This is a genomic window from Primorskyibacter flagellatus, assembly GCF_014638275.1.
Taxonomy (GTDB): Bacteria; Pseudomonadota; Alphaproteobacteria; order Rhodobacterales; family Rhodobacteraceae; genus Pseudooceanicola; species Pseudooceanicola flagellatus_A.
Window position 1 is genome coordinate 2102304 of record NZ_BMFJ01000001.1, and the last position, 24158, is coordinate 2126461.

The 24158-nt window shown below is 67.1% G+C and carries 27 protein-coding genes; 12 read left to right on the forward strand and 15 right to left on the reverse strand.

All coding sequences use genetic code 11. From position 1 onward, the window contains the following. The first annotated feature begins 153 nt into the window (after nt 1–153). Genes IEV87_RS10400 through IEV87_RS10420 form a run of 5 tightly spaced genes read left to right on the forward strand, consistent with a single transcriptional unit; the run spans nt 154 to nt 4722 of the window. Nucleotides 154–1308, forward strand: a complete 1155-nt coding sequence (locus IEV87_RS10400) for a DNA polymerase III subunit delta' (RefSeq protein ID WP_188477616.1) — start codon at nt 154–156, stop codon at nt 1306–1308. A 12-nt stretch (nt 1309–1320) separates the two neighbouring features. Beyond that, nucleotides 1321–2136 carry a TatD family hydrolase gene (locus IEV87_RS10405; protein WP_188477617.1) on the forward strand — a complete coding sequence of 272 codons (816 nt, stop codon included), beginning with the start codon at nt 1321–1323 and terminating at the stop codon, nt 2134–2136. After that, nucleotides 2136–2933, forward strand: a complete 798-nt coding sequence (locus IEV87_RS10410) for an MBL fold metallo-hydrolase (RefSeq protein WP_188477618.1) — start codon at nt 2136–2138, stop codon at nt 2931–2933. Before IEV87_RS10405 ends, IEV87_RS10410 begins: the two co-directional genes overlap by 1 nt. Beyond that, nucleotides 2933–3868, forward strand: coding sequence for an AEC family transporter (locus tag IEV87_RS10415; RefSeq protein WP_188477619.1), 936 nt, complete (start codon nt 2933–2935; stop codon nt 3866–3868). Before IEV87_RS10410 ends, IEV87_RS10415 begins: the two co-directional genes overlap by 1 nt. Nucleotides 3869–3927: 59 nt before the next feature. After that, nucleotides 3928–4722: an enoyl-CoA hydratase-related protein gene (locus tag IEV87_RS10420; RefSeq protein WP_188477620.1), complete on the forward strand. Its 795-nt coding sequence runs from the start codon at nt 3928–3930 to the stop codon at nt 4720–4722. A gap of 234 nt (nt 4723–4956) precedes the next feature. On the opposite strand, the gene IEV87_RS10425 is transcribed toward IEV87_RS10420, so the two are convergent. Beyond that, nucleotides 4957–6096 carry an iron-containing alcohol dehydrogenase gene (locus IEV87_RS10425; protein WP_188477621.1) on the reverse strand — a complete coding sequence of 380 codons (1140 nt, stop codon included), beginning with the start codon at nt 6094–6096 and terminating at the stop codon, nt 4957–4959. Nucleotides 6097–6213: 117 nt separating this feature from the next. Here IEV87_RS10425 and speD point away from each other — a divergent pair, with 117 nt between their 5' ends. Next, entirely contained in the window at nt 6214–6576 is a 363-nt protein-coding gene (speD, locus tag IEV87_RS10430; RefSeq protein WP_188477622.1) for an adenosylmethionine decarboxylase, read from the forward strand. Here speD and IEV87_RS10435 read toward each other — a convergent pair. From IEV87_RS10435 to IEV87_RS10455, 5 genes are read right to left on the reverse strand one after another with little or no spacing between them, the layout of a single operon-like run. After that, nucleotides 6543–8117 carry a polyamine aminopropyltransferase gene (locus IEV87_RS10435; protein ID WP_188477623.1) on the reverse strand — a complete coding sequence of 525 codons (1575 nt, stop codon included), beginning with the start codon at nt 8115–8117 and terminating at the stop codon, nt 6543–6545. The two genes, speD and IEV87_RS10435, sit on opposite strands and share 34 nt — an antisense overlap. A 12-nt stretch (nt 8118–8129) precedes the next feature. After that, nucleotides 8130–8348, reverse strand: a complete 219-nt coding sequence (locus tag IEV87_RS10440; RefSeq protein ID WP_188477624.1) for a DUF350 domain-containing protein — start codon at nt 8346–8348, stop codon at nt 8130–8132. Nucleotides 8349–8359: 11 nt separating this feature from the next. Beyond that, nucleotides 8360–8524: a hypothetical protein gene (locus tag IEV87_RS10445; RefSeq protein WP_188477625.1), complete on the reverse strand. Its 165-nt coding sequence runs from the start codon at nt 8522–8524 to the stop codon at nt 8360–8362. 9 nt (nt 8525–8533) lie between these two features. After that, nucleotides 8534–9832, reverse strand: coding sequence for a DUF4178 domain-containing protein (locus IEV87_RS10450; protein WP_188477626.1), 1299 nt, complete (start codon nt 9830–9832; stop codon nt 8534–8536). Beyond that, nucleotides 9829–10440 carry a DUF4178 domain-containing protein gene (locus tag IEV87_RS10455; RefSeq protein WP_188477627.1) on the reverse strand — a complete coding sequence of 204 codons (612 nt, stop codon included), beginning with the start codon at nt 10438–10440 and terminating at the stop codon, nt 9829–9831. The genes IEV87_RS10450 and IEV87_RS10455 overlap by 4 nt, the downstream gene beginning before the upstream one ends. A gap of 170 nt (nt 10441–10610) precedes the next feature. Here IEV87_RS10455 and IEV87_RS10460 point away from each other — a divergent pair, with 170 nt between their 5' ends. The 5 genes from IEV87_RS10460 (at nt 10611) to IEV87_RS10480 (ending at nt 16415) form a co-directional block, all read left to right on the forward strand. After that, entirely contained in the window at nt 10611–11381 is a 771-nt protein-coding gene (locus IEV87_RS10460; RefSeq protein ID WP_188477628.1) for a hypothetical protein, read from the forward strand. Beyond that, nucleotides 11378–13345 (forward strand): sulfotransferase, encoded by a 1968-nt coding sequence (locus IEV87_RS10465; RefSeq protein ID WP_188477629.1) that lies wholly within the window; start codon nt 11378–11380, stop codon nt 13343–13345. Before IEV87_RS10460 ends, IEV87_RS10465 begins: the two co-directional genes overlap by 4 nt. Before the next feature lie 61 nt (nt 13346–13406). Next, complete coding sequence (locus IEV87_RS10470; RefSeq protein ID WP_188477630.1) at nt 13407–14039, forward strand: TetR/AcrR family transcriptional regulator; 633 nt, start codon at nt 13407–13409, stop codon at nt 14037–14039. A 122-nt stretch (nt 14040–14161) separates the two neighbouring features. Further along, complete coding sequence (locus IEV87_RS10475; protein WP_188477631.1) at nt 14162–15124, forward strand: NAD-dependent epimerase/dehydratase family protein; 963 nt, start codon at nt 14162–14164, stop codon at nt 15122–15124. Between the two features lies 1 nt (nt 15125). Continuing rightward, nucleotides 15126–16415, forward strand: coding sequence for a flavin-containing monooxygenase (locus IEV87_RS10480; protein ID WP_188477632.1), 1290 nt, complete (start codon nt 15126–15128; stop codon nt 16413–16415). 169 nt (nt 16416–16584) lie between these two features. Here the strand turns inward: IEV87_RS10480 and IEV87_RS10485 are convergent, their stop codons facing one another. From IEV87_RS10485 to infA, 9 genes are all read right to left on the reverse strand, one after another. Further along, nucleotides 16585–17163, reverse strand: a complete 579-nt coding sequence (locus IEV87_RS10485; protein WP_188477633.1) for a GNAT family N-acetyltransferase — start codon at nt 17161–17163, stop codon at nt 16585–16587. Beyond that, nucleotides 17160–17549, reverse strand: a complete 390-nt coding sequence (locus IEV87_RS10490) for a ketosteroid isomerase-related protein (protein WP_188477634.1) — start codon at nt 17547–17549, stop codon at nt 17160–17162. The genes IEV87_RS10485 and IEV87_RS10490 overlap by 4 nt, the downstream gene beginning before the upstream one ends. Nucleotides 17550–17555: 6 nt before the next feature. Next, complete coding sequence (locus IEV87_RS10495) at nt 17556–18017, reverse strand: arsenate-mycothiol transferase ArsC (protein WP_188477635.1); 462 nt, start codon at nt 18015–18017, stop codon at nt 17556–17558. Nucleotides 18018–18020: 3 nt separating this feature from the next. After that, the gene (locus IEV87_RS10500; RefSeq protein WP_188477636.1) at nt 18021–18500 is read right to left on the reverse strand and encodes a UPF0262 family protein; all 480 of its coding nucleotides are present in this window, start codon (nt 18498–18500) and stop codon (nt 18021–18023) included. 107 nt (nt 18501–18607) lie between these two features. Beyond that, complete coding sequence (gene hisD, locus IEV87_RS10505) at nt 18608–19927, reverse strand: histidinol dehydrogenase (protein ID WP_188477637.1); 1320 nt, start codon at nt 19925–19927, stop codon at nt 18608–18610. A gap of 314 nt (nt 19928–20241) precedes the next feature. Further along, complete coding sequence (locus tag IEV87_RS10510; RefSeq protein WP_188477638.1) at nt 20242–20442, reverse strand: DNA gyrase inhibitor YacG; 201 nt, start codon at nt 20440–20442, stop codon at nt 20242–20244. Further along, on the reverse strand, nt 20439–21497 hold the full coding sequence (locus IEV87_RS10515; protein ID WP_188477639.1) for a ribonuclease E/G: 1059 nt from the start codon (nt 21495–21497) through the stop codon (nt 20439–20441). Before IEV87_RS10515 ends, IEV87_RS10510 begins: the two co-directional genes overlap by 4 nt. Then, nucleotides 21494–22069, reverse strand: coding sequence for a Maf family protein (locus IEV87_RS10520; RefSeq protein WP_188477640.1), 576 nt, complete (start codon nt 22067–22069; stop codon nt 21494–21496). The genes IEV87_RS10515 and IEV87_RS10520 overlap by 4 nt, the downstream gene beginning before the upstream one ends. Nucleotides 22070–22092: 23 nt before the next feature. Then, nucleotides 22093–22311: a translation initiation factor IF-1 gene (gene infA, locus IEV87_RS10525; protein WP_010137880.1), complete on the reverse strand. Its 219-nt coding sequence runs from the start codon at nt 22309–22311 to the stop codon at nt 22093–22095. Nucleotides 22312–22554: 243 nt separating this feature from the next. Here infA and xseA point away from each other — a divergent pair, with 243 nt between their 5' ends. Beyond that, nucleotides 22555–24156 (forward strand): exodeoxyribonuclease VII large subunit, encoded by a 1602-nt coding sequence (gene xseA, locus IEV87_RS10530; protein WP_188477641.1) that lies wholly within the window; start codon nt 22555–22557, stop codon nt 24154–24156. Nucleotides 24157–24158: the final 2 nt, after the last annotated feature.

Genomic DNA, 24158 nt, shown 5'->3' on the forward strand with positions numbered 1-24158 from the left:
ACAGCGCCCACGATGCTGTCATCCTCGGACTTGTTCCGAGGATCTCCCCGGTCAGAGAACCTCGGAACAAGTCCGAGGATGACAGACCTCAACGCACGGCCTCGGACCACCCCGCCCTTCCCCCTGCCCGCATTCCCCGCCATAGTCCCGGCCATGAGCGACCAGCCCGAACCAGACCGCATCGAAGGTGCCCCGCATCCCCGTGCCGCCGCCCGCCTCTTTGGCCACGACGCGGCAGAGAGGGTGCTGCTCGACGCCTTCAACTCCGGCCGGATGCATCACGGCTGGCTGATCTCTGGTCCGCGGGGGGTGGGCAAGGCGACCCTCGCCTGGCGGTTCGCGCGGTTTCTGATCGCCACGCCCGATCCCGATGACGGCGGGCTGTTCGGCGCGCCGGAGCCGCCTGCGACGCTGGACATTCCCGAAGACCACCCTGTCGCGCGGCGCGTGGCTGCCGGGTCCGAACCGTTGTTGCAGGTCATCCGGCGCGGGGGGGCCGGATCCACCGACAATGACCGGGAGAGGAATTTCGCCGCCGGGAAGTTCTCCAAGGTGATCCGGGTCGAGGACGCGCGGCCGCTCAAGAAGTTCTTCGCGCTCTCCTCAGCCGACGGCGGGCGGCGGGTGGTCATCATCGACGCGGCGGACGAGATGAACCCGAACGCCGCCAACGCCATCCTCAAGCTGCTGGAGGAACCGCCCGCGCGGACCGTGCTTCTGCTGGTGTCGCATCAGCCGTCGTCGCTGCTGCCGACGATCCGGTCGCGCTGCCGCGAGCTTCGGCTTGGCGCGGTGCCGCCGGAGGAGATAGCCGCCGCGCTGGCGCAGGCCGAGATCGACATGCCGGGTCATGCCGCGGCGCTGGCGGAACTGTCGGGCGGGTCGGTTGGAGAGGCGGTGCGGCTGGTTACTCTGGACGGGCTGAAACTTTACGCAGACCTGATCGGGCTGATCGGCACCCTGCCCCGGCTCGATGCCACGCGGGCGCAGGCGCTTGCGGACACGGCAGCGGCGCGCGGCGGAGAGGAGCGGCGCGCACTGCTGATCCACCTTGTGGACCTGGCGCTGTCGCGACTGGCCCGCACCGGAGCAACCGGGCACGCCCCGGCAGTCGAGGCCGCGCCCGGAGAGGCCGAGGTCATGGCGCGGCTCGCGCCCTCCGCTGCCTCGGGCCGGGTCTGGGCGCAGGCGGCGGAAGAGATCGGCCAGAGGCTGCGCCATGGCGAGGCGGTCAACCTTGACCCTGCCGCGCTGATCCTTGATACCGTCTTCAAACTCCAGAGCATCGCGGGTGGCGTGGCCACCTGACGTCAGGGCCGTATGACTTCCGCCACCGTCCAGATCACCGACAGCCACTGTCACCTCGACTTCCCCGATTTCGACGCGGAGCGGGACGACGTGATCGCCCGCGCGGTGGCCGCCGGAGTAACGCGGATGGTGACGATCTGCACGAAGCTGCACAATCTCGGGAAGGTGCAGGCGATCTCCGAGGCGCATCCCCAGGTCTTCCACACCTTCGGCGTGCATCCGATGTCGGCGCATGAGCATACGCCGGTGACGGCGGAACAACTGGTGAGGCTGTCCGGGCATCCCAAATTTGTCGCGATCGGGGAGACGGGGCTCGATTACCACTACACGGCGGAGTCGGCGGAGATCCAGAAGGCCTCCCTCCGCGTGCATTGCGCCGCGGCGGCGGAGGCCGGCCTGCCGCTCATCATCCACGCCCGCGCGGCGGACGAAGACATGGCCGCGATCCTTGCCGAAGAACATGCCAACGCGCCTTTCGACTGCGTGATGCACTGCTTTTCCTCGGGCGCTGATCTGGCGAAAGCGGCGCTCGACCTCGGATTCTACCTGTCCATGTCGGGCATCGCGGCTTTCCCCAAGAGCCAGGAACTGCGGGACATCTTCGCCACCGCGCCGCTCGACCGGGTGCTGGTGGAGACGGACAGCCCCTACCTCGCCCCGCCGCCCTACCGCGGCAAGCGCAACGAACCGGGTTACACGGTGCATACGGCCAAGGTCGGGGCGGAGGTCTTCGGGCTGAGCTACGAGGCCTTCGCCGCCGCCACACAGGAGAATTTCGACCGGCTCTTCGCCAAGGCCGCGCGCTGGCAGAAGGCGCAGGCGGCGTGATGGGAGAGCTTCGGTTCACGATCCTCGGCTGCGGGTCGTCGGGCGGTGTCCCGCGCCTTGGCGGGCACTGGGGCGCCTGCGATCCGGCCAATCCGAAGAACACCCGCCGCCGCTGCGCGATGCTGGTGGAACAGGACGGGCCCGAGGGCACGACCCGCGTGCTGATCGACACCGGGCCGGATCTGCGCTCGCAGTTGCTGGATGCGGGCGTCGGGGTGCTGGACGCGGTGATCTACACGCATTCGCATGCGGACCATGTGCACGGGCTGGACGACCTGCGGATGATCGTCTTCAACACGCGCAAACGGCTCACGGTCTGGGCGGACGGGGACACGCAGGCAGCGCTGCTCGACCGGTTCGCCTATGCCTTCGTGCAGCCCGAGGGGTCGCCCTATCCGCCGATCCTGAAGATGAAGACCATCGACGGGCCGTTCACGATCGACGGACCCGGCGGGTCGATCACCTTCACGCCGTTCCGGGTCAATCACGGGTCCATCGACGCGCTCGGCTTCCGGGTGCGGGACCTTGCCTACCTGCCCGACGTGGCGGAGATGACCGGCGAGGCCTGGGAGGCGGTTGCGGATCTCGACTGCTGGATCGTGGACGCGCTGCGCCGCGACCCGCATCCGACCCATTCGCACCTTGAGCAGACGCTCGACTGGATCCGCCGCGCCGCGCCGAAGCGGGCGGTGCTGACCAACATGCATATCGACCTGGATTACGTCACGGTGAACGAGGAGACGCCGGAACACATCCATCCCGCCTTTGACGGGATGCAGATCGTGTACCCCCTCTGATGGCGTTCCTCGTCACGGTCATCCTGCCGGTCTTCCTGCTGATCGGCGCGGGCTACGCGGCGACCCGGTCGGGGGCATTCCCGCAGGTGGCGGTGGACGGGCTGATGAAGTTCACCCAGTCCTACGCCTTTCCCTGCCTGCTGTTTCGCGCGGTCGCGACCTTCGACATCGGCGAACAGTTCCATGCGCCGCTGTTGCTGACCTATTACGTGGCCGCGACGCTCTGCTTCATCCTCGGGTTCCTGGCGGCGCTGCTGATCTTCCGGAGGGAGCTTGAGGACTGCGTGGTCATCGGCTTCTGCTGCCTGTTTTCCAACACCCTGATGCTCGGCATCCCGATCACCGAACGGGCCTTCGGTGCGGACGCGCTGGAGGCAAACTTTGCCATCATCGCGATTCACGCGCCGTTCTGCTACACGCTCGGCATCGCGGTGATGGAAACGGTGCGGGCGCGTGGCACGGGTCTGAACGTGCTGGGCATCGCCGGGCAGATCGGGCGGCAGATGATGCGCAACCCGCTGGTGATCGCTCTGATCCTCGGGTTTGTCGTGAACCTCGGCAACATCACCGTGCCTCTGCCGGTGATGGATGCTGTGCGGATGATGCAGGCGGCTTCCGTTCCGGCGGCGTTGTTCGCGGTTGGAGGCGTGCTGGTGCAGTACAAGATCGAAGGCGACTGGCGCGTCGTCATCGTGATCTGCATCATCACCCTGCTGATCCATCCGGCCTTGGTCTGGGTCTTCGGGTCCATGGCGCATCTGTCGACGGAACAGTTCCGCTCGGCGCTCATCACCGCCGCCGTGGCGCCGGGGATCAACACCTATGTCTTCGCCAATATCTACGACCGGGCGAAACGTGTGGCGGCGTCCTCGGTCCTGGTGACGACCTCGGTAGCGCTGTTCACCGTGTGGTTCTGGCTGTCGGTGCTGCCTTAGGCTCTCTGGACAGTCCTTCCGAACTGCGGAAGAGTGTTCCGCAATTCAGGGAGGATATCATGAGCGACTTTCTTTTGACCGAACGCCGGGGCGCGGTGCTGATCCTGACGATGAACCGTCCGGAACGGCGCAACGCCTTCACCCGTCCGATGTTGGCGACCATGCAGGAGGTGCTGGAGCAGGCGGCGGAGGATCCGGAGGTGCGTGTGGTCGTGCTGACCGGCGCGGGCGGAGCCTTTTGCGCGGGCGGTGACGTCAAGGCGATGAACGAGGGGGCGAACCAGGACCTGTCCTTCTACGAACAGCGCAAGAGCCTCAGGACCCGGATGGAAGTCTCGCGCCTGCTGCACGAGATGCCCAAGCCGACCATAGCCGCGATCGAGGGCGCGGCCGCCGGGGCGGGCCTGTCGATCGCGCTGGCCTGCGATTTCCGGATCGCGGCGGACACGGCCAAGATCACCACGGCCTTTGCAAAGGTCGGGCTGTCGGGGGATTTCGGCGGCACCTACTTCCTGACGCAGATCGTCGGGACCGCGAAGGCCAAGGAACTGTACCTGTTCTCTCCGGTCATCTCGGGGAAGGAGGCAGAGCGGATCGGGCTGGTCAACCGCGCTGTGGACGAGGGGCGCGCGCTGGAAGAGGCGATGGACTTCGCCGGGCCGCTGGCCGAGGGCGCGCCACTTGCGCTTGGCCGGATGAAGGGCAACCTCAACCTCGCCGCCGGGGGCGGATCGCTGGTGGAGGTGATGGACCTGGAGGCGGACAACCATACGAATTCCTCCGCTACCGCGGATCACCGGGAAGCGGCCTCGGCTTTTGTCGAGAAGCGAAAGCCCGTGTTCAAGGGGGTTTGAGCGGGCGGACGGCGCAGGCTCCCCCTCACCCCGACCCTCTCCCCCGCGGGGGAGAGGGAGATGCGTTGCACGGATTACAGGTGCTGCGTTCGATTTCCGCACGACGAGACTCTCTCTCCCCTCCGGGGGAGAGGGTTGGGGTGAGGGGGTCTGCCCTCGCTGCGTCCTCCAGCCCCGGTATAGTGCCCTGCCCTCCCCGGAACAGCCCGAAGGCCAGGGAGGCGGCTTCCCTGCTCAGTACATCCGCGCCAGCAGGTCCCCCGCCTCCGCTTCCGTTTCCAGCCGCCGGGGGTTCTGGGACACATGCCTCAATTCCATGACCAGTGGCGCCAGCGCGGCGAGTTCCTCGGGTGTGCGATCCGACACCTCCGACAGGCGGCGCGGCAGGCCGAGCCCCCGGATCAGCGCATCCACCGCCTCTGCCCCGGCGCGGCCGGTCAGGTGACGGAGAACGCGGTCGGCCTTGTTTCCTGCCGCCCCGTTCCAGTCCATCACATGCGGCAGGGTGATGCAGGAACAGTGGCCATGCGCCACCCCGAAATGGGCACCGAACAGGTAGCCGATGCCGTGGCTCAGCCCGGTGTGCGCCCCGGTACAGGCGGTCCCGGCCAGCCAGGTCGCGGACTGGACATCCGCGATGGCGTCCAAGTCCTCCGGGTCGGCGTGACAACGTGGCAGGGCATCAAACAGCAGAGCCAGAGCCTTCTCTGCGAGCGCGTCGGTATAGGGAGTTGCGGCATCGCCGCCAAGCGCCTCAACCGCGTGATCGACGGAACGGATGGCGGAGGAGAGCCAGAGGCCCGGCGGCGTATGCTGTGCCAGCGCGGGGTCGAGCACGACAAGATCGGGGACCAGCGCGGGGTTGTTCAGGCCGGTCTTCTGTTGCCGCTCCGCATCGTGAACCCCTGCCCCGGTGGTGAACTCGGCGGCAGAGGCGGTCGTGGGCAGGCAGAGGTGCACCGGCAGTCCGGGGATCGGCCCGCGGTCGCGCGCCACGATCCTTGCGCGCAGGTCGTCGCGGGTCCGCACGTCCCAGGCGAGGCAGGCACAGGCGATCTTGCCCGCGTCGATCACGCTGCCCCCGCCGAGGGAGAGGATGGCATCCGCCCTGTCGGCGCGGGCCTGCGCAACGGCTTCGATCAGGGCGGGCATGGGCGTGTGCGCCCCTATTCCCGCGAAGCTTCCGGCGTGGCGGGGGCCGAGCGCCGCGGTCAGGTCGTCCAGCAGCGGGGTGCGCGTCGCAACGCTGGTCCCGGTCAGGACAAAGGCCCGAGTCACGCCAAGCCGGTCGAGACGCGCGTCAAGCCGGGCCAGTGCGCCAGCGCCCCGCAGGACGGTCAGGGATTTCGTGGTGGTGAAGGCGGTGATGGTCATGCTGGTCTCTCCCCGCAAACGATAAGGCCACGCGGCGCGCGGGTTGTCGAGCGGAACCGGTCGGGCGGGTCGCGCCAGCTATTCCCTCCCTGCCCGCGCGGATGTAGAACCGCCGGCATGGACCAGTTCATCCCCGGCACCCATCTTCTGATCGACCATCGCGGCGGCAAGGGCATGACCGATGCCGCCTTGCTTGAGAAGGTCATGCGTGGCGCGGCTGAGGCGGCGGGCGCGACCGTGCTGTCGGCGCATTTCCATAGCTTCCCGGACCGCGCGGGCGTGACCGGCGTGCTGCTGCTGGCGGAGAGCCATATCTCGGTCCACACTTGGCCGGAGCATGACTACGCGGCCTTCGACATCTTTGTCTGCGGCGAGGGCACGGGGAAGAAGGCGGCGGATTACCTGGCGCGCGCGCTGTTGCCGGACTGGACGCAGATCCGGGCGGTTCAGCGGAACCACTTCTCCCATCCCGTTTCGTAATAGCGCACCAGAGCGTGGTCGCGGAGGGAGTTGACCTCGGCCTCGATCCGGGCGGTGTCGGCTTCGAAGACCTGCGCCTTTTCCCACGTGGTCTGCGTCAGGTAGCGCAGGCCGTCGGGCAGGGTCAGGGGGCGCGGGGCGGGGTCTTCGGGCGTGGCGAGCACGAAGCCCCAGTCGCCGAAGGACGGAACAAGCGTGTGGTAGGGGATGACTGTCAGGCCTGCGCCGGGGGCGTAGGGGTTGCGGGTGGTTTCCCACGTGGCGGCGACGGACCAGAAGGCTTCTCGCGCGTAGAAGGGCGATCCGGCCTGGGTGACGATGACGCCGCCGGAGGCGAGGCGGTCGGTCAGGATGGCGTAGAATTCACGGCTGTAAAGCTTTGACAGGGAAAGGGATTTCGGGTCCGGCAAGTCGAGGATGATGGTGTCGTAGGACTGGTCCGAGGTTTCGGTGAAGGTCCAGGCGTCCTGGTTCCTGACGGTCACGCGGGGGTCGGCGAAGCTGTTGCCGTTCAGCGCGGTGAGGTCGGGGTGGGTGGCGAAAAGTGCGGTCATGCGCGGATCGAGGTCCACCAGCGTGACCGTTTTGACCTTGTGGCGCAGCACCTCGCGCAGGGCCATGCCGTCGCCGCCGCCGAGTATCAGGACGTTGTGCGGCGCGGGGGTGAGGGCCATGGCGGGGTGCACCAGCGCCTCGTGGTAACGGTATTCGTCGTAGCTGTCGAACTGGATGGAATGGTCGAGGAAGAGGCGCGTCCGGTCGCGGAACCGGGTCAGGGTGATGTGCTGGTAGGGCGTATCCTCGGACAGGATCACGTCGTCCTCGTAAAGCGCGGCCTCGGTCAGGGAGACGAGGCGTTCGGCCTGCCAGAGGCCGAGGCCGGTGGCGAGGGCGGCGACGGTCCAGAGCGCCAGCGGGGCAAGCGAAAGGTGCGCGCGGAAGATCCAGAGCGAGAGGCCGGCGACGGCGAGGTTCAGCGCCCCGAAGGTAAGGGAGGCGGACATGAGCCCGAGGTGCGGGACGATCAGCACCGGAAAGGCGAGCGAGGCGGCGAGCGCGCCGAGGTAGTCGAAAGAAAGCACATTTTCAAAGCGGAACTGCGGGGCCCCGATCGCGGCGAGGGTGCGGGCGATGAGCGGGATCTCCATCCCCGAGAGGGCACCGACGGCGATGAGCATGGTATAAAGCGGCAGCTCGACCTCTCCGGTCCAGGCGTAGAGGGCGAAAATGACCGGGGCGAGGAAGCCGCCGATCACTCCAAGCAGGATCTGCACCCAGACAAAGCCCGGCAGCGCGTCGCGGACATAGCGGCTGGCCCAGGCGCCCAGACCCATGGAGGCGAGGAAGATACCGATGACGAAAGAGAACTGGCGGACGGAATCGCCGAGCAGGTAGCTCGACAGCGTCGCGGCGATGAGTTCGTAGATCAGCCCGGCGACGGCGACGAGGAAGGTGGCGGTCAGCAGCCAGACCTCGCGCGGGGAGACGCGCGGGCCTGTCCCGTCCGGCGCGGGGCCGCTGTCCTTCGGCGTGTCGCTCACGTCAGGTTGGGATCACGACAGGATCACGGCCGCAATGATGATCGCCATGCCAAGGAAGATCGCGCCCATGAGGATGGCGAGGGCGATGTTCTGATCCTCCTCTATCTCCTTCACCACCGGGAATGGGGCGATCCATGTGATCGCGTACCAGACCACGGCCATGAGGCCGAGCCCGAGGAGGGAATAGAAGATGGTCGAGACGAACTCGGCCAGAATGATCGCGTCGAACATGGTGTCCCTTTCTACTTGATTTGCCCGCCGGAGCCGATGACCCGCCCCGCCGATCCCGCCCGGACAGAGCGGTCGAGGTCCGAACTGTCGCGCCCGATCCCGTAATAACCCAGCCAGGTCGCCCCGGCGATGGCGGAGAGGCCGACGATCAGGAAGAGGATGCGGAAGGGGGTCATCGGGCTGCCTCAGTCATCGTCGTCCTCGTCGGTCCAGTCGCTACCGCTCCACCGTCTTGTATTGGCCAGGCCGGCGCGCAGGAAGACCAGCAGCGGGATGGCCAGGAAGACGGCTGTGAGCAGGAAAAGCCACCAGCCCGTCGACAGCCCTTCGGTCACCGTCACCGTCACGCGGGAGGCCAGCGCGCCGCCCGGCGTGTCGCGTTCGCTTTCCGCCAGGGCGAGGTCGAGAACGTGATCGCCGGGCGTTTCGGGGTGGAAACGGATGCGGGTGCGGCGGGAGCCTTCGGTCCAGGCGCCTTCGTTGTCGCGTCCGGAATAGAAGCCGACCTCGCGCCCGGCCTCGAACACCGGCGAGTCGTCGGGATCCGTCAGGCCGACCTCGAACCAGGCCCAGGCGTTTGTCACGTCGGTCCAGACCTCGATCTGCGCGAGGCGGGCGGTGTCGGAGACGGTGAAATGCAGTTCAAGCGGCAGTCCGGACACGGGCAGGTCCGCGACCCGCGCCACCTGCGTGCCCTTCGCCGCGCCGAACAGGATGCCGAGAAACAGGGACAGGGCAGCGAGCAGCAGCGGCACCGTCATGTAGAATTTCGGCATGTGGCGCTGCGGGTAGGGCATCAGCGGGTGGTTGCGGCTGGCATGGCGCGGGGCTTCGGCCCCGAAAGCGGCGTAGGTCTCGGGCGGCAGCCAGGTCGAGACCTCCACCTCCCGCTCGGTCGCGCTTTCCTCGAAACTCAGCATCGTGTCTGGTCCGAGGCAGGACACCACGGTGGCGCGGTCGCCGACCTTCGGGGTCCAGTTGAATTCGCCTTCGGCATAGGTGATTTCGGCGGTACTGGTTTCGTAATAGCGGAAGGTCTCGCCCTCCGACGTGACGTCGGGCCGGGTTTCGGCGCGTTCGACGGTGGCGGAGGTGATGAAATCCGGAAAGCAGGGCTTTCGATAGCGGCGGGAGAAGATCAGGTGCCCGTCCTCGACCGTCAGCCAGGCGTAACCGTGGGTGGGGGAAAAGACCTGATGATCGACCCAGGTCCAGGTGCGGCCGCCGTAGCGCTCTTCCCAGCCCAGAGTGCCGATGACGGTGAAGGCCACGCCGTCGATCTGCCCGCTCATGCCGGGGCGGAGAGGAGAGGACGGGCGGATGATGCCGCTGTATTTCGCGATAACCCTGTAATCCGCCTGCGCGTCGAGCGCAGTGCCACAGTAGGGGCAGATGTGGGTCGCGACCCGGCCTCCGCCAAGCACGTCCAGCCCCGCCCCGCAGGCGGTACAGTTGATCGCGCGAAGATCGGGGCTGCGGGTCATGGGCGACGCTCCACCACGATCTCGAACGGGTCGATCCAGTGGCCTTCGAACCAGAGGGTCGGGCCGTCCTGGAATTCGCCTGACAGAAGCTTGCCATTGCCAGAGAGCGCGTTGAGGAAGGTGTAGGTTTCCCCGACGCTCAGGGCTTCGTCGAATTCGCCGCGCAGGGCGATGCAGGTGGCGCGGTCGATCTCGGTCACGCGGTAGTTCGTGCCGTGGTGGGTGAAGGCGTCGCCGGGGCGCATGGTGTCGCCGGCCTTTGGCCCGCCGGAGCCGCGGATGGACCGCTGCACCGCCACGTCGCCTTCGTCGATCGAGAGCCATGCGGACTGGCCTTTGGTGTCGAGTGCCCAGAATTCGTCCCACCAGCCGCGACCGTAGCTGAAGCGCGCGTGACCGAGGATGTCGAAGGTGCCGGGGGCGCAGGCGACACGGTCGCCGATCCCGAAGAGCAGCGGAGCGTCGTGCATGACCCCGGCGTCGCCCGCCTGTTTCACCACCGCATCGTCGTAGAGCAGCGTTGTCCCGCAGGAGGGACAGGTCAGCATGCGCACGCCTGCGTGCAGGTCGATGTGGTCGCCGCAGTTCGGGCAGGCGATCTGGACCATGACTGACGCACCCCCTCCCCTGCCCGTGCCGGTTCGGCGCCAGATTGCCCTGCCCTCTTCGATGGCGCAACCGTCGCGGACGGAGGGCGCGCTTGTCAGGTGACGGAATTAACCGTACCAATCCACAACACGCCGCGCGGGCCGGTTGCCGCGCGCGAGGGGACCGGGCGATGAACTTCACGGCGAACTACTTCCGCGGCGACGAGGATCCGAAAAGCGGTCCGGTCCGTGTCGGCTGGCTTCTGGGTGACACCGACAGCCCGGTGATCTACGACCCGCCGCGTCGGGTGAATTCGCGCACCGCCCGGAAAGAGCACGCCAAAAGCGCCTCGCGCTGCCCCGCCGTTCTGAACCTGGAAAGCCGGTATTTCGAGATCCCCTGCCCGTTTGACCTGAACGTCGGCTTCGGGCGCGACAAGGAGGGACGCCCGACGCTGCACAACCTGTCCGGCGCGGCGAGCGCGATCCGCGGATCGACCCTGGGCAAGAAGCTGTCGATCACCAATGAATCGGAGTGGCGCTTTCCCGACCGGCCGATGATCCAGCTCAAGCTGCCGTACTACTTCATCGCGGACGAACCGGTCTACCTGACACAGCTCGACGCCTACATGCACTACCGCAAGGTGCCGCTGCCCGGCACGATCTTTGGTGGGCGCTTCCCGATCGACGTCTGGCCGCGTCCGCTCATGTGGGCGTTCGAGTGGCATGAACCCGAGAAGCCGATCGTGGTGAAGCGGGGCGATCCGCTATTCTACTGCCAGTTCGAATTCGACAGCCCCGAGCGCAACGTGCAGATGGTCGAGGCGGAGATGACGCCGGAACTCAGGACCTACATGGACCATATCTCCGGCGCGGTGAACTATGTCAGCCAGACCTTTTCGCTGTTCGAGGCGGCAGAGCGGGTGCGCCCGGCAACCCTGCTGACCCCGCGCAAGACGTGAACGGCGCACCGGACAGGGCCCCCGCGCAGGAGGCGGCGGCGGAGGATCGCAGCGCATCGGTTCTTGCTGCCGCGCAGGATGCTTTCAACGAGGGGCGGGTTTCGGACGCCTACGCGCTGATCCGCCCGCTGCTGGACCAGCCGCCCCCCGATGCGCAGGGGCGCAGCCGTCTGGCCTATCTGCAACTGGGGTGCGCGCTCTACTACACCGGGGATCTGGAGGAGGCGCGGCGGCTGAACGCGGCCCTGCCGACCCGGCACTGGCGGCCCCTGCGCTACCGGCTGTCCCTTCGGCTGCGCGATCCGGCGACGGCAAAGCGGCTGCGCATGGACCCCGAGGTGACGGAGAAAGAGCGCGACGACTTCCGCACGACGGCCGGTCTGCACATGCTCTGGGCAAGGCGCTACCGGACAGGCTTTCCGCTGTATGCGGCACGGCACAACGCGATCCTGTTTCCGCGCACCGTGCCGGGGCGGCTGCGACATGCGCCGCTGCCCGCCGATCCGGTGCAGGATGAAGAAACGATCATCCTGGAACAGGGGCTGGGCGACGTGCTGTTTCACCTGGCCCATGTCCGGGCCGAGGGGCGGCATGAGGCGTCGCATTTCGTCGGTCTGCGCAAGTACGGGTCGATCATCCGGCGCTATTTCCCCAAGGCGCGGTTCACCGCCCATGATGCGCTGCCCGATCTGCCCGATCCGCCGCGCGCACATCTGGTCGCTGATTTCGTCGGACGCGGTTTCGCGCGCACGGGACGGGTGGCTGCGCCCGTAACCTTCGACACTCCGCTCCGCCACGGCGGGGAGCCGCCGGTCTGGGGCATCTGCTGGCGCGGCGGGTCCGGCCAGAACCGGCGGGAGGAGCGGCATATCCAGTTGCGCCTGTTCCTCGATCTCCTGCCGCGGGACGCGCGATTCCTCGCGTTGCAGTTCGACCTGACGGAGGAGGAGCGCGCGATCCTGCTGGCGGATGCCCGCTGCATGATCCCGCTGTCCGACATCACGGAGGATCCTGTCCAGACCATCGACATGATCCGCCCTCTGGCCGGGGTGATTTCGGTCGACAGCGCGAACTGGCACATGGCGGGGCTATGCAACGTGCCGCTGCTGGCGATCATGAACCGCACAGCGCACTGGTTCTGGGGGCCGGAGGGACGGGCCGAAAGCGCCTATCCGTCGGCCACCACCGTGGCGAAGGAGACGCTGCGCGCCGACCGGGTGCAGGACTGGATCACCGCGACGCGCGACGCCTTCCACGCCCGCCCCGTCGCGGCGCGGGTCGAAGCGCGCGAGATGTCGCAGAAACCGGTCTTCGTCACCGGGCTGCCGCGGTCGGCGACTTCCATGACCATGCGGGTGCTCAAGGCCCAGGGGCTGTGGCTGGGCGAGACGATTCCGGGCAATCCGGAAAATCCGCAGGGGTATTTCGAAAGCCGGGCAATGCGCGACGGCATCGTGAAGACGCTGCTGGCGGGGATGGGGGCCGATCCGCTTGGCGTGCGCAGCTTGCCGTCCTGGGACGTGCAGCCGCCCTGCCCCTCCCTGAACCGACAGATCGCGGCGGTGCTGAAATCCGAAGGCTATGATGGCACCGCGCCCTGGGGGTTCAAGGATCCGAAGCTCACCCTGCTTTGGCCGCTGTTCGACCGGGCGTTTCCGGATGCCACATGGGTCATCGTGCGCCGCGACCGGAATCAGGTGATCGACAGCCTGTGCCGCACTTCGTTCATGGCACGCCATTCCACCAGTCCGGACTACTGGGCGCCGTTCTGCGCGGCCTACGACCACCGGCTCTCCCTGCTGGAGCGCAGCGGGGCGCGGGTGATCGGTGTCGATTCCGGGGCCCTGTCCCGCGGGGACCTGACCCAGATCGGCGAGGTGCTGGAGGCAGCCGGGCTGCCCTTCGATCCGGGCCGGATCCTGGCCGAGGTCGGGGCGCGGCCGGACCGGGTCGCCGCGAATTGATAAAGCGGCGTATCAATTTTCCGTTCTCTGAGGTATCATCGGGTCCAGGGAGGACCATGCGATGCCTCAGTCCGCAGCGCCTGGCAAGGTCATGAAACGCCGCAAGGCCGAGATCATCGAAGCGGCGGCCGAATGCTTCATGGAGCGGGGATATCACGCGACCACGGTGGACGATGTCGCAGCGAGGCTCGGCGCCACCAAGGGGCGGGTCTATCACCACTACGCCACCAAAACCGATCTGTTCTTTGATGTGCACCGCGAAGGAATGCAACGCCTGTTCAACGCGCAGGAAGAGGCGAAGGCGGTCGAAGGCAATGCGCGCGACCGGCTGATCGCGATGCTGCACGCCCATGCCGTCGCGATGCTGGAACATCACACCTATGAGACGGTGGTCGCGCAGGGCGTACAGGTCCACCGGTTCGACCAGGTGACGCCCGATCAGCGGCAGACCATGCAGGAGCTGATCTCCTCTCGCGACGAATTCGAAACGCTGTTCAAGACCGTCCTGTCCGACGCCATCGCCGAAGGCAGCGTGCCGCCCGTGGATGTGTCGGTGGCGGTGAAGGTGATGCTGGGCGGGCTGCAGTGGTCGATCTTCTGGTATCGCCCGAAGAAGGGGGAGACTCCGGGCCAGCGTTCGGAGCTTGCGTCGCGGATGGTGGCCCCTCTCGTGGCGGGTTTCGGCACCGCTTGACAGCCTGAAACATACTTGCAAGTATGTTTTTTGCGTGACGCCCGCCGCCGCTCGGATCGGCCTGTGCCAACGGTCCGCGAGGTTGGCCCCAAGCCCGGCGCCGCGTCACGAGGAGGACAGCGATGCGCATCACCATTACCGGAGCGGCAGGGTTTCTTGGCCGCCGCCTGACCGCCGCCCTGCTGGCGCGCGGGCGCCTGACGGGCCCCTCCGGCGCGCCGGAGCGGATCACACGGCTGACCCTCGCCGACATCGGCGATGTTCCCGTGCCGGAAGGATCCGACCTTCCAGAAATCCGCGTTGTACGCGGGGACCTGTCGGACCCGGCGGTGCTGACGCAGCTGTGCGCCGAACCCTTCGACACGCTGTTTCACCTGGCCTCCCAACTGACCTTCCATGCGGAAAAGGACCCGGATCAGGCCTGGGACGTCAACGTCGCGCCCCTGCGCGCGCTGATCGCGGCGGCGGAGGGGACGCCGCGGGTTGTCTTCGCCTCCTCTATCGCGGTGTTCGGGGGCGTGCTGCCGGATTCGGTATACGACGACCTCGCTCCATTGCCCGAAACCACATACGGCATGCACAAGGCGGTGAACGAGTTGCTGATCGCCGATGCCTCGCGCCACGGGCGGATCGACGGGCGGTCGCTGCGCCTGCCGATCGTTCTGATCCGGCCGGGGGTGACGCAGCCGGTGGTGTCGGACCGGGTCGCCGCCATCGCCCGCGAGCCGCTGGAAGGCCGCGACATTGACGCGCCTCTTTCGCCGGAGACGGAAGTGCCCGTTGTGTCCGCCGGGACGGTCATCGCCGGGCTGATCGCGCTGCACGAGGCGGGGGCGGAGGCGCTGCCGCCAAAGCGTGCGCTGAATCTGCCCGCGTTGACCGTGACGGTTGCGGACATGATCGCCGCCGCCAAGCGTGCCGGGGCGACGGGCCGGGTCGGCAGCGCGCAGGACGCGGCGATGGAAAAGGTGGTACAGGGATGGCCCACGCGGTTCCTGTCGCGCCATGCGGCGGGGCTTGGCATCGCGCCGGATGCGGATTTCGACGCGATCATCGCCGACTATCTCGCGCACAGGGAGATCTGAGATGGGCAGGACCTGTATCATCGGCGCCGGGTCCTCCGGCGTGACCGTGGCGAAGGCGCTGAAGGAGGCCGGGCAGGCGTTCGACATCTTCGAGATCGGCAGCCAGATCGGCGGGATGTGGCGCTATGGGAACGACAACGGGCGCTCCTCCTGCTATGCGTCTCTGCATATCGACACCAGCCGACCGAACCTGGGCTATTCGGACTTTCCGATTGATCCCAAGCTGCCGGATTTCCTGAGCCACAGGCAGTTCCTCGAACATCTGGAGGCCTATGCTGCGGCGCATGGAATCCCTGAAAAGGTGACGTTCAATACCCGTGTCGAGTCGGTCGTTCCGGAAGAGGGCGGGTATCGTGTCACGCTCGGTTCCGGCGAAGTGCGGGACTATGACCGGGTGGTCATCGCGACCGGGCACCTGACCGACACGCGCCAGCCGGACTTCCCGGGCACCTTCAACGGGGAGAGCCTGCATTCGCACCACTACCGCACCGCCGATCCCTTCATCGGCAAGCGGGTCCTGGTGGTGGGGATCGGCAACTCGGCCGTGGACATCGCCGTGGACCTGTGCCGGAGGGCGGAGCATGTAACGCTGTCGACCCGGCGGTCGGCCTGGGTCATGCCGAAGTACCTCATGGGGGTGCCGATCGACCAGTGGTCGGGTTTCCTTGGCCGCCGGCTTCGTCTGCCGTCGCCGATGGTGCGGCGGATCATGGCGCAGCTTATCAAGCTTGGCGTCGGGGACCAGCGGCGGTTCGGTCTGCCCCGGCCCGAGCATCCGATGTACCGCGAACACGCGACCCTGAGCCAGGAGCTGCTGCCGATGATCGGGCACGGCTATATCGACGTGAAGCCGAATGTGGCGGAGCTACGAGGGGACGGCGTGGCCTTCGTCGACGGGTCGGAGGCAGAGTATGACGCGGTGATCTACGCGACGGGCTACGAGGTTACGTTCCCCTTCCTGGACCGGTGGGTGTTCGATCCGGACCTGCAACTGGGCGAACTGTACCGACGCATGGTCGTGCCTGCCCATCCCGGCCTGATCCACGCCGGGCTGGTGCAACCCGTGGGACCGACGATCCCGCTGGTGGAGGTACAGGGGAAATGGATTGCGGCACTCGCCTCTGGCGCAATGACCCTGCCCTCGCGGGAAGGGATGGATGCAGAGATCCGGGCGCATCGGGATTACCAGCGGCGGGTCTATGTCGACTCGCCCCGGTACGTGCTTGAGGTGGACGGGAAGCTGTACTCCGGTCAGATGAAGGCGGATATGGCATCGGGGGTCGCGGGGTGACGGCTGCGGAGCAGCCATCCTACGGAGGCTGACCCCTTTGCCGACGCGTCATCCTCGGGCTCGACCTGAGGATCTCCATGGTTGAGAAAATTTTCGGTCAAGCCGGACGATGACGGGAAGGGGCGCGCGGCGTCACGGGTGGGTGGTCGAACCCATCCAACGCAGGGTATCAGAGCGCGCGCATCCAGAACTGCAGATCGTGATCCGTCTCGCCGGGCTGATCGATGTCGCGCCAGCGGAAGGTGGCGACAACGCCGGGAAGGGGCGCGTAGCCCCTGCCCCGCCAGAAGGCATCGTGGCTGCGCGCACCGGGCGGTTTCAGCGGGTGATCGTCGGGGCGGACCACGGAGCAGAAGGCGGAATACCGGCGTCCGAGCGCACGGGCGTGAGCCTCGCGCGCATCGAAAAAGGCATGACCGAAGCCCCGGCCCCGGTAGTCGGGCAGAAGCACGGACTCAGCGCAGTAGAAGATCTGGTCGAGCGGCTCGGGCCGATGCCCAAACGGGGCGGCAAAGTCGTCGGCGTGGATTTCCAGCGCCATGCCGGTGGCCGCGCCGACGATTCGAGAACCGTCAAAGGCGGCGACGACCACCGCCGTGGGATGGGTGTAGTCCTTCAGGTATTCGCGTTCGTAGGCGAGATCACCGTCGTAGAGATAGGGCCAGTCGCGGAAGACCACGATACGCAGGCGGGCGATGTCGTCGATGGCGGCGCCAAGCGCCTCACCTGTCAGGACGCGGGTGGTCACGAGACCTGCGCGATCCAGTCGGCGAGGTTGTAATAGGTCGTCACGCGGGCGATCCTGCCGTCCCTCAGCGTGAAGAAGGACCCGGCAGGCAGGCGGTAGGTCTGTCCCTTCGCCTCGGGCAGGCCTTCGTCGGTGGCCAGGTAGGTGCCGTTCACGATGAATTCAGCGGCAGCGCGCGTTTCATCCAGGTTCACGAAGACCACCATGTCGGTCAGCGTTTCGCGGTAGCAACGGCTCATGTGGGCGTTGAATTCGGCAAACAGCGCCTTGCCGGTGCGGATTTTGCCTTCGTTCACATGGTGCGCGACGTCAGCTGTCAGGCAGTCCATCATGGCGTTCGTGTCGCCGGCATTGAAGGCGTCGAAATAGGTCTGGATGATGGACATGGGGCCTCAGGGAGTGATGACGGGCGGACCGAAGCGGCGCGTCAGGTTTTCGATGATCTGGTCGCGACACTGACGGTAGGCGTTCAGCTTCTGCTCGCGCGTTTCGCCGATGGCGGTCGGGTCCATGATCGGCCAGTAATCGACCGTCAGGTGGTAGAACTTCGTCAGGTCAAGCGCGCGGCGCTGGCTGGTCTGGGACAGCGCGACGATCATGTCAAAGCTCGACAGGTCGTCGCCGAAGCGCGCCATTTCGTCGAAGGAGCGGGAGCGGTGGCGGGAGAGGCTGACGCCGATCTCCTCGCACACCGCGATGGCGAAACCGTCGATTTCAAGGTCGTTATGGCACCCCGCCGACTGGACATAGGTCGCGGTGCCGTAGAACTTCTTCATGATCCCCTCTGCCATGGGGGACCGGACAGCATTGTGGTCGCAGCAGAACAGAATGGATTGCGGTCGTTCTGCTGCCAAGACTCAGCCCCCGAAGTGCAGCACGCAGATCAGGGTGAACAGACGGCGGGCGGTGTCGTGGTCCACGTCCGCCTTGCCTTCCAGCCGTTCAATCAGCACGCGCGCGCCTTCATCATGGATGCCGCGGCGGGCCATGTCGATGGTTTCGATTTGCGCGGGGGGCAGATTCTTCACCGCGTCGAAATAGCTTTTGCAGATGGCAAAATAGTCCTTCACCACCTGCCGGAACGGCCCGAGCGACATGAGGAACTGGGCCGCGGGCTGGGCGTCGGCGGTCTGGACGTCGAAGACCAGGCGCTTGTCCTGGATCGACAGGCCGACCTTGTAGGGGCCGTCCGGCGTGACGCGGTCGTCCCGCTTGGGCAGGCTGAAGCTGTTCTCTTCCAGCAGATCGAACATGGCGACGCGGCGCTCCTGTTCGATTTCCGGAGTGGGCGGCGGCAGATTGCGGTCGTCCAGCTCGATTTGGGCAATGTAGGACATCGGTCCGGTTCCCTCTGATCGGTGGCGGGTCTCCCCGCCATCAATCTATGCTGCGGCGCAGCAAAATTCTACAACTTCGCGAAATTAGGTTAAATTTGCCGCAGTTGTCACCCCGTTTTCTTCGGACTGTCATTCAGGCGTTGCAGACGGGCCGAGACGGAAAGGCCATGCGCTTCAAGGCTTTCGGCGGAGGCGAGGGCTTCGGCGGCGGGTCCGATGGCGGCGAGCGCCGCGGGGGTCATGCGCGCCATGGTGGTCCGCTTGAGGAAATCCATGACGGAGAGACCTGAGGAGAATCGGGCGGAGCGGGCTGTCGGCAGAACGTGGTTGGGTCCGCCGACATAGTCTCCGATCGCCTCTGGCGTCCACTGGCCGAGGAAGATGGCGCCCGCGTGGATGCAGTCCTTCGCCAGCGCTTCGGGGTCGGCAACGCAGAGTTCGAGGTGTTCCGGGGCGATGCGGTTGGAGAGCGCGGCGGCCTCGGTCAGGTCGCGGGTGGTGATGATCGCGCCGTTCACCTGCCACGATTTCCCGGCAATCTCGCGCCGGTCAAGGGTTTGGAGGCGTTTGTTGATGGCCTCTTGCACCGCCGTGCCGAATGCGGCGTCGGTGGTGATGAGGATGGACTGGGCGCTTTCGTCATGTTCCGCCTGGGAGAGCAGGTCGAGCGCGATCCAGTCGGGATCGTTGTCGGCATCGGCGATCACGAGGATCTCGGACGGGCCGGCGATCATGTCGATGCCAACCTTGCCGAAGACGCGACGCTTGGCGGCGGCGACAAAGGCGTTGCCGGGGCCGGTGATCTTGTCGACCGGCGCGATGGTCTGCGTTCCGTAGGCGAGCGCGGCGATGGCCTGGGCACCGCCGATGCGGTAGACCTCGTCCACCCCGGCGATGCGGGCGGCCATGAGGACCAGCGGGTTGGCCTGCCCGTTCGGCGTCGGCACGCAGATGGCGAGGCGGGGCACACCGGCGACCTTGGCCGGGATGGCATTCATCAGCACCGAGGACGGGTAGGACGCGAGGCCGCCGGGGACGTAGAGACCCGCCGCGGAAACCGGCGTCCAACGCCAGCCAAGCGTCGCGCCCTCCGGGTCGGTCCACTTCGCATCCTGCGGCATCTGGCGGACGTGATAGGCGCGGATGCGTTCGGCGGCGAGGTCGAGAGCGGCGCGTTCCTCTGCCGTGACGAGGGCGCAAAGCGCGTCGATCTCACTGGCGGAGAAGGCAAGACGCTCCGGGGCGAGGTCGAGCTTGTCGAATTTGGCGGTGAGGTCGATGACGGCGGCGTCCCCCCGCTCGCGCACGTCGGCGATAATCTGCGCGACGGCGGCGTCGACGTCGGGGGAATCCTCGCGCTTCATGGACAGAAGATCGGCGAAGCGGGTTTCGAAATCGGCGTCGGTGGTGGCGAGGATCTGGGGCATGGCGGCTCTCCCGGCGGTTCGGGGTTTGTTAGCGGGGGGGCGGGTACGGGGCAAGTGCGGTGAGTGGGCGATTGGGGAGGTGATGGGTGCGAGCACCCATCCTACGGGGGGCGTAGGACAGCGCATGTCCGGGGGCGGACGCAGCGCGGCGTCATCCTCGGGCTTGACCCGAGGATCTTCCCGGCCAGAGATCCTCGGGTCAAGCCCGAGGATGACGGTGCCAGAGGGCGGCGGATCGGGCTGGAGCGCAACCCAATCGGATTTGCTTTGCGACTGATGGAAAGAGCCGAACCAACCGCGACTCCCGGCGGCGATCAGTGCCGGGTCGGTTCGTCGTCCCTGCCGGTCTCGCCGCGTTCGATGGCGTCTATGGCCTTTTCGATATCCTCGGGGTCGGTCGACGGCACCGAATAAGACCCCTTGAACCAGCGGGCGAGGTCCACATCGGCGCAATGTTTCGAACAGAAGGGCCGGTACTTCGTATCCGAGGGTTTCTGGCAGATCGGGCAGCTCATGCGATCATCCCTTCCGTCACGAGGACGCTCAGTGGCAAGCGGGCGCGCTTGCGCTGAAGCTCGTAGTTGCCAAGCGGGGTCCAGCCGGCGAGCACGGTGTCGGTATCGTCAGACCGCAGGGCGGATCGCAGCGTTCCCTCGAACACCGGGCGATCCTTCTTGGGCATGGGGGCGAGGTCGAGCACGATCTGGCCTCCGATCCCGCGCAGGCGCAGCTGGCGCGGCAGGTCGCGGGCCATGGCGAGGTTGGCCTTCAGACCCGCCGCCAGCGAGGTGTCGGTGCCGGTATTCACGTCTACGGCGGTCAAGGCGCGGGTCGGTTCAATGTAGATCGTGGTCTCGCCGATGCGGACCTCGGGACGAAAGAGCGCGGCGATCTTGGTGTGGATGTCGTGGTGGTCGAAGCAACCCGGCTCCGTCTCGATCTGCGCGTCCATCGCCCAGTCCCGCCAGGCGAGGGCATGGGGGCCGTCGCCCTCGGTCAGTTTCTCCTCCGGTCCGGTGGCGTCGGCGAGGACGGCCGCGGCGAGCGCGGACATGGCGGCAATATCCTCGGCCACCTCGGCCTCATCTCCGGTCTCGCAGGAGGAGCGGAGGATCAGGCCTGCGTCCTCGGGCAGGGGCGCGTCGGAGAGCGCGTCATGGGCGCGTTCGGTCAGATCGTCGCGGGTGTCGTCGTCCTTGATCGCGCGGGAGACGTTGATGCCGGGCGCGCCGGGGGTGACAATCGCATAGCGGGACTTGAACAGCAGGCGCGTGGTGACGGGGATCGCCTTGCCCGGTTCGGCGTAGCCCGTGACCTGCACCAACAGCGGTTCCCCCGGCGAAAGGCCCTTGATCTGCTTGAGGAAGGCGGGCCCGTCGGGGGTGGTCAGGAACATACCCCCCTGCCCCTTCACCGGGCGGTCGGCGCGGGCGCGGTAGATGGTACCGGGGCGCGGAGCGTCGGAATCGATCAGCAGGTCCTCGAGCTTTCCGTCGCGCAGCAGTGCCGCCGATTCGACCGGACCCTCGGGGCCGGTCAGGTGGTCGAGAAGGATCAGGTGGCCTTTCATGCGGTGCTCCAGACCGGGTAGCCGGCGGCGGTCAGCAGCGCGGCGGTTTCGGCAACGGGCAGGCCCATGACGGCGGTGTAGCTGCCCTGAATCCACGGGATGAAAGCGCCCGCGGGGCCCTGGATACCGTAAGCGCCGGCCTTACCCTTCCAGTCATCCGTCGCGAGATAGGCGTTAAGCTCAGTATCCGAAAGCCGCTTCATCTTCACATCTGTCACGACGGCGCGTTCCCATATCTGCGCGCCACGCCGAACGGCGAGCGCGGTGATGACCCGGTGGCGGCGGCCCGACATGGCGAGCAGGAATTCGGCCGCCTGACCGGCATCGGCAGGCTTGCCCATGATGCGACGTCCAAGCGCGACGGTCGTGTCGGCGCAGAGCACGATGTCATCGTCATCCGCCTGAACCGCCAGCACTTTCTCCCGCGTGATGCGGGCGCAATAGGGACGCGGCAGTTCGCCTTTCGCCGGGTCTTCGTCGATGTCGGGGGGGCGGACGGCGTCGGGTTTCACCCCGAGCGTCGCCAGCAGTTCCAGACGGCGGGGGCTGCCGGATCCGAGGATCAGTCGCATTGCGTCCCGCGCCGCCCCGGCGCTTACTTGAAGCGGTAGTTGATCCGACCCTTGGTCAGATCGTAGGGGGTCATTTCGACCTGCACCTTGTCGCCGGCCAGAACCCGGATGCGGTTCTTGCGCATCTTGCCTGCCGTATGTGCGATGATTTCATGGCCGTTCTCGAGTTCGACCCGGAATGTCGCATTGGGCAGGAGTTCCTTCACGACGCCGGGGAATTCGAGAATGTCTTCCTTGGCCATGTAGTCTCCATTGCTGCGTTGCCCGCCGCGAAAACGGGTTTCGCGCGAGTGCGCGTTAAATGGGGGCAAACGAGGCGATTATCAAGCGGAATATGCGTGATCACGAAGGGAAGCGCCGGCGTCGGGGCGCCGCCCCCTTGACCCTGCGGCTCAATTACCCCGGAGTATTTTCGGCAAGATGAAGCCTCTGGGGTGGAATTGACGCGGGGCGCAGCATAGGGTCCGGCCCGGACGGAGGTGAGCATGGATCTGTTTGAGGACGACGCGCCCGGCCCCGGCGGACAGCCGGGCGGCAATGCGCCGGAATTCACGGTGAGCGAACTGTCGGGCGCGGTGAAACGCACGATCGAGGGCGAATTCGGCCATGTCCGGGTGCGGGCCGAGGTCGGGCGGGTGTCGCGGCCCCGGTCGGGACATCTCTACTTCGATCTGAAGGACGACCGGTCGGTGCTGGCCGCAGTGTCCTGGAAGGGTCAGGTCGCGCGGATGCAGGTTCAGCCGGAGGAGGGGATGGAGGTCATTGCCACGGGGCGGATGACCACCTTCCCGGGACAGTCGAAATACCAGCTCATCGTCGACAACGTTGAACCCGCAGGGGCCGGGGCGCTGATGGCGCTTCTCGAGAAACGCAAGGCGATGCTGCAGGCGGAGGGGCTGTTCGCGTCGGAGCGCAAGCGACCCCTGCCCTATCTGCCGCGGGTGATCGGGGTGGTGACCTCTCCCTCCGGGGCGGTGATCCGCGACATCCTGCACCGGCTGCGCGACCGGTTCCCGGTGCACGTGCTGATCTGGCCGGTGGCCGTGCAGGGACAGGCCTGCGCACCGGAGGTCGCGCGGGCGATTGCGGGGTTCAACCGGCTGAAACCGGGCGGCGCTGTGCCGCGACCAGACCTGCTGATCGTGGCGCGGGGCGGCGGGTCGATCGAGGATCTCTGGGGATTCAACGAAGAGATCGTCGCACGGGCGGCGGCGGGGTCTGAGATCCCGCTGATTTCTGCAGTGGGGCACGAAACGGACACCACTCTCATCGACTTCGTCTCGGACCGGCGCGCGCCGACACCGACTGCGGCGGCGGAGCTCGCTGTGCCGGTCCGCTCGGAGCTTCTTGCATGGGCCTCCGACATGCAGGCGCGGCTGATCCGGGGACAGGGCCAGGCGGTGCGGGTGCGGCGGCAGCGGCTGGAGGATCTGTCACGCGCCCTGCCCCGCCCGGAGCGGCTGACCGAGGTGGCACGCCAGCGGCTCGACGCCTGGGCGGAGCGGCTGCCGAACGCGCTACGGCGCGGCGTATCGGCACGGCGGGTTGCCCTGTCAGAGGCGTCGGGATCGCTGCGGCCCGCGATGCTGCGCGGGCGGATCGGGCAGGAGCGGCAGCGGTTCACGGACCTCTCGGCGCGTCTGCCGGGCGGGCTGGGACGCGGGGTGGCACAGCATCGACGGCAGGTGGATCAACTTGCCGCTCGCCTCTCCGTCCAGCCGTTCGCCTTCCGGCGCGGGGTCGACCGCCAGCGGGCGGAGTTCGACCGCCTGGCCGCGCGGTTCGGCGAGGCGGCGCAGCGCAGTGTGTCAGCCCGGCGCGACCGGCTGGCGGCGCTGGACCGGCTGCGCGAAACGCTCGGATACCGGCAGACGCTGGCGCGCGGCTATGCAGTGGTGCGCGACGGCGGCGGGCAGGTTTTGACCCGGCTGGCGCAGGCGGAAACGGCGGACACGCTCAGGGTCGAATTCGCGGACGGCGTGCTGGAAACCGGCGGACGCGGCGAAAAGCCTGCGGGTGCCGCCCCCGCCCCGCGCCCAAAAGCGGGCAAGAAGGACACGCCGCCGGAACAGGGCAGTCTGTTCTGATC